Raw genomic sequence first — 4,807 nt, forward strand, 5'->3', positions numbered from 1 at the left:
AGCTGAAACACCGGGTCGTCTGATTTCACGACTGCTTCGCAGCCGAACGCAGCCTACGGCAGCTGCTACAAGGAATGCATAGTTGCTGGCATTCCTGACTCGCTCACAGAATCGGTTCTCAGCAACCACACAAAGCGCTATCAAGCACCTTGCGCAATTCCAGCGGATGATCCACCACTACGTCCGCGCCCCAGTGTCGCGGGTTGTCGTCAGGGTGAATGTAGCCGTAGGTCACCGCAGCCGTCTTGGTGCCGGCATCACGACCGGATTCGATATCGCGCAGATCATCGCCGACAAACAACACGCTGGCCGGGTCCAGGTCGAGCATCTTGCACGCCAGAATCAGCGGCTCCGGGTCAGGCTTGCTGTTTTTCACGTGATCGGGGCAGATCAGCAGCGCAGAACGCTCGGCCAGCCCCAGTTGCTGCATGATCGGCTCGGCGAAGCGCAGCGGCTTGTTGGTAACCACGCCCCAGATCAGGTTGGCCTTCTCGATGTCGGCCAGCAATTCGCCCATACCATCGAAAAGCTTGCTGTGAACCGCACACCCGGCGAGATAGCGCTCAAGAAACTCGAGTCGCAGCTCTTCAAAGCCCGGCGATTGCGGGTCCATCGCAAAGGTCACGGCGACCATTGCCTTGGCGCCGCCGGAGATCTCGTCACGAATGTGCTTGTCATTCATGGGCGGCAAGCCACGATCAGCGCGCATCGCCTGGCAGATGGCAATAAAGTCCGGCGCGGTGTCGAGCAGCGTGCCGTCCATGTCGAAAAGGACTGCTCTGATACGCATCGGCTTACTCCTCGCGCAGGGTCTGGATCATGTAATTGACGTCCACGTCGGCCGCCAGTTTGTAGTGCTTGGTCAACGGGTTGTAGGTCAGGCCGATGATGTCTTTGACGGTCAGGCCCGCCATGCGGCTCCAGGCACCGAGCTCGGAAGGGYGGATGAATTTCTTGAAATCGTGTGTGCCGCGCGGCAGCAGCTTCATGATGTATTCAGCGCCGACGATGGCGAACAGGTACGCCTTCGGGTTGCGATTGATGGTGGAGAAGAACACCTGGCCGCCGGGCTTGACCATACGGAAGCAGGCGCGAATGACCGAAGACGGATCAGGTACGTGTTCAAGCATTTCCAGGCACGTGACGACGTCGAATTGCTCCGGCATTTCTTCGGCGAGGCCTTCGGCGGTGATCTGTCGGTATTCGACGTTCACGCCCGACTCCAACTGGTGCAACTGCGCGACTGCGAGTGGCGCTTCGCCCATGTCGATGCCCATGACGGTGGCGCCGCGCTGCGCCATGGCCTCGCTCAGAATCCCGCCGCCGCAACCGACGTCCAGCACCTTCTTGCCAGCCAGCTTGACGCGTTCGTCAATCCAGTTGACCCGCAGCGGGTTGATGTCATGAAGCGGCTTGAACTCGCTTTCACGGTCCCACCAGCGATGGGCCAGGGCTTCGAATTTGGCGATCTCGGCGTAGTCGACGTTGCTCATGGTTCAGTCCTCAAAAACTTGAAAAATCCTGTTGCCCCGGTGTTCGGTCCGGGGATCTTACGATTCGGTGCGGCCACTGATGCGTTGACCCCAGGCCTTGGCGGTGGCGCATAACTGCTCTTCATCCAGGCGGGTCAGGCGCCGGTCGTCGAGCAGTTGCTTGCCGGCGACCCACAGGTGTTTCACGCAGTCCCGGCCGGTGGCGTAGATTAATTGCGAAACCGGGTCATAGACCGGTTGCTGCGCCAGGCCGGACAGGTCAAACGCGACCATATCGGCCGCCTTGCCAACTTCCAGCGAACCCGTTTCAGCCTCGATCCCCAAGGCGCGGGCGCCATTAAGCGTGGCCATGCGCAAGGCTTGATGAGCATCCAGCGCGGTGGCCGAGYCGGCGACGGCCTTGGCCAGCAACGCGGCAGTGCGGGTTTCGCCCAGCAGGTCGAGATCGTTGTTGCTGGCAGCGCCATCGGTGCCGACGGCCACATTGACGCCCGCCTGCCGCAACCGCTCGACCGGGCAAAAACCGCTGGCCAGCTTGAGGTTGGATTCCGGGCAATGAATCACATTGGTGTTGCTTTCTACCAGCATCACCAGGTCTTCATCGCTGATTTGTGTCATGTGAACGGCCTGGAAACGTGGCCCCAGCAAGCCAAGGCGTGCGAGGCGAGCCAGCGGGCGTTCACCGCGCTGGTCGACCGATTGCTGCACTTCGAAGGCGGTTTCATGGACGTGCATGTGGATCGAGGCGTCCAACTCCTCGGCGATCACGCGGATTTTCTCCAGGTTTTCGTCACCCACGGTATAGGGCGCATGGGGCCCGAAGGTGATTTTGATGCGATCGTGGTGTTTGAGGTCGCCAAACAATTCCACACCCTGACGGATGGCATCGTCCGCCGTGCTGGCGCCCGGGATCGGGAAGTCGAGGATCGGAATCGCAATTTGTGCGCGAATACCGCTGTTATGGACGCGCTCGCTGGCAACCTTTGGGAAGAAATACATGTCAGAGAAGCAGGTGATGCCGCCTTTGATCTGTTCGGCGATGGCCAGGTCCGTGCCATCTCGTACAAAGGTTTCATCAACCCACTTGGCTTCTGCTGGCCAAATGTGGTTTTCCAGCCAGCTCATCAGCGGCAGATCATCGGCCAAACCACGAAACAGCGTCATGGCGGCGTGCCCGTGAGCGTTGATCAACCCGGGGCTGAGCAACATGTCCGGCAACTCACGGACTTCAGTTGCGTTAAGCTTCAACGCAGCCGAGCGTGGACCGATAAATACGATGCGTCCGTCACGGATGCCCAAGCCATGCTCTTTGAGGACAACGCCAGCGGGTTCGACGGGTACCAGCCAGGTCGGCAGCAACAACAAGTCGAGCGCAGCGGCAGTGTTCGGCATCGAGGATTGGTTCCAGTGCTTTTGTAAAGGATGGCGAAGTATACCCGAGCGTCTTCGCAGGGGGATCGCTATAATCGACGGCTTTTGTGCTTGAGTGCGGGGTGAGGGATGCGCGATCGACTGTTGGCTGCGGAGAAAGTGARGGCCATCGATTGGCGTGATGGCACCCTGTACCTGCTGGATCAGCGTGTTTTACCTTTCGAAGAGACCTGGATTGCCTACACCAGTGCAGCCGGTGTGGCCGAAGCCATCCGTTCGATGGTGGTGCGCGGTGCACCAGCGATCGGCATCAGTGCGGCGTATGCCATGGTGTTATCGGCCCGCACCCGAATTGCCGAGGGCGGTGACTGGCAGGCCGCTTGGGAAGAGGATTACGCGTTACTGGTCGATGCCCGTCCAACAGCGGTGAATCTGTTCTGGGCCTTGAGCCGCATGCGTGACCGCCTCGACCGTCTCAAAGAAGCCGCAGACCCTCTGGCGGCTCTGGAGGCGGAGGCCATCGCCATTCATGAAAGTGATCGCGAAGCCAACCTGACCATGGCCCAGTTGGGCGTGGACCTGATCCGCAAGCACCAAGGTAATGCCCAGGCGATCCTGACCCACTGCAACACCGGCGCACTGGCCACGGGCGGCTTCGGCACGGCACTGGGTGTGATTCGCGGGGCCTTTATCGAAGGCATGGTTGAGCGCGTTTATGCCAACGAAACCCGGCCGTGGCTGCAAGGTTCGCGTTTGACCGCATGGGAGCTGGCCAATGAAGGTATTCCTGTGACCGTGAATGCCGACTCCGCCGCCGCGCACATCATGAAAGTCAAAGGTGTGACCTGGGTGATCGTCGGCGCCGACCGGATCACCGCCAATGGCGATGTGGCGAACAAGATTGGCACCTATCAGTTGGCGGTCAATGCCATGCACCATGGCGTGCGATTCATGGTGGTGGCGCCGAGTTCGACCATTGACCTGAATATGGCCAGTGGCGATGAAATTCCTATTGAGGAGCGCGATGGCCGTGAGTTGCTGGAGGTTGGCGGCAAGCGGGTCGGGGCGGATGTCGATGCGTTCAACCCGGTGTTCGATGTGACGCCTGCGGACCTGATCGACGTGATCGTTACTGAAAAAGGCATCGTCGAGCGCCCGGACACCGCGAAAATGGCGCAGTTGATGTGCCGCAAGCGTCTGCATTAATTATTTGTGGCGCCTGAGTGATTGCCTTCGCGAGCAAGCCCGCTCCCACATTGGGTCTGTGATATGCCTGAAATCCTTGGGTAACATCAATCAATTGTGGGAGCGGGCTTGCTCGCGAAGAGGCTCTCACAGCCACCAAACAACCCTAATTAAACTGCCAAATCTCCATTCAACTCAGCTCTAAGCCCCTCTCGCTTCCCTCAAGCCTGTCATCGGTCAACTAACTATGCTCCATGCGCGTCTGGGGGATAGGTGCGTGGCGGCTGTTGTGATAACATTCGGCGTTTTCCGAGGCAGCCCCACGGGGTTGTCTTTACTGCGCAAATCCATGGTTCAAATTGTTGATTTGTCGTAAGTCGGTGTATGGCACTCAGCCTGCAGCGGCGAGCTTCGTTCGTCCCATATGGATGTGACGAAGTTTCACCAGAAAAAGGAATCGAGCTTCTCATGGGCGAACTGGCCAAAGAAATCCTCCCGGTCAATATCGAAGACGAGCTGAAGCAGTCCTATCTCGACTACGCAATGAGCGTAATTGTCGGGCGGGCCCTGCCGGATGCGCGCGATGGCTTGAAGCCCGTGCACCGGCGTGTGCTGTTCGCGATGAGCGAGCTGGGCAACGACTTCAACAAGCCGTACAAGAAATCTGCCCGTGTTGTCGGTGACGTCATCGGTAAGTATCACCCGCACGGTGATACCGCGGTGTACGACACCATCGTCCGCATGGCGCAGCCGTTCTC

Annotated in this window: 5 protein-coding genes; 2 read left to right on the plus strand and 3 right to left on the minus strand. The window is 59.2% G+C overall.

The genetic code is table 11. The features are described from left to right. Positions 1-118 precede the first annotated feature (118 nt). The 3 genes from mupP to AC1DRJ_RS19295 are packed head-to-tail and all read right to left on the minus strand — an operon-like array spanning position 119 to position 2,885. Positions 119-790, minus strand: coding sequence for an N-acetylmuramic acid 6-phosphate phosphatase MupP (gene mupP, locus AC1DRJ_RS19285; protein WP_477803552.1), 672 nt, complete (start codon positions 788-790; stop codon positions 119-121). A 4-nt stretch (positions 791-794) separates the two neighbouring features. Further along, positions 795-1,493 (minus strand): bifunctional 2-polyprenyl-6-hydroxyphenol methylase/3-demethylubiquinol 3-O-methyltransferase UbiG, encoded by a 699-nt coding sequence (gene ubiG / locus AC1DRJ_RS19290; protein WP_477803553.1) that lies wholly within the window; start codon positions 1,491-1,493, stop codon positions 795-797. Positions 1,494-1,550: 57 nt separating this feature from the next. Next, positions 1,551-2,885, minus strand: coding sequence for a TRZ/ATZ family hydrolase (locus AC1DRJ_RS19295; protein WP_477803554.1), 1,335 nt, complete (start codon positions 2,883-2,885; stop codon positions 1,551-1,553). A 108-nt stretch (positions 2,886-2,993) separates the two neighbouring features. Here AC1DRJ_RS19295 and mtnA point away from each other — a divergent pair, with 108 nt between their 5' ends. Beyond that, a complete protein-coding gene (gene mtnA, locus AC1DRJ_RS19300) occupies positions 2,994-4,070 on the plus strand; it encodes an S-methyl-5-thioribose-1-phosphate isomerase (RefSeq protein WP_477803555.1) in 1,077 nt (358 codons plus the stop codon). 447 nt (positions 4,071-4,517) lie between these two features. Then, the coding region (locus AC1DRJ_RS19305) for a DNA gyrase subunit A (protein ID WP_477803556.1) at positions 4,518-4,807 on the plus strand (290 nt) is incomplete at its 3' end.

The organism is Pseudomonas sp. P5_B2, from assembly GCF_056400445.1.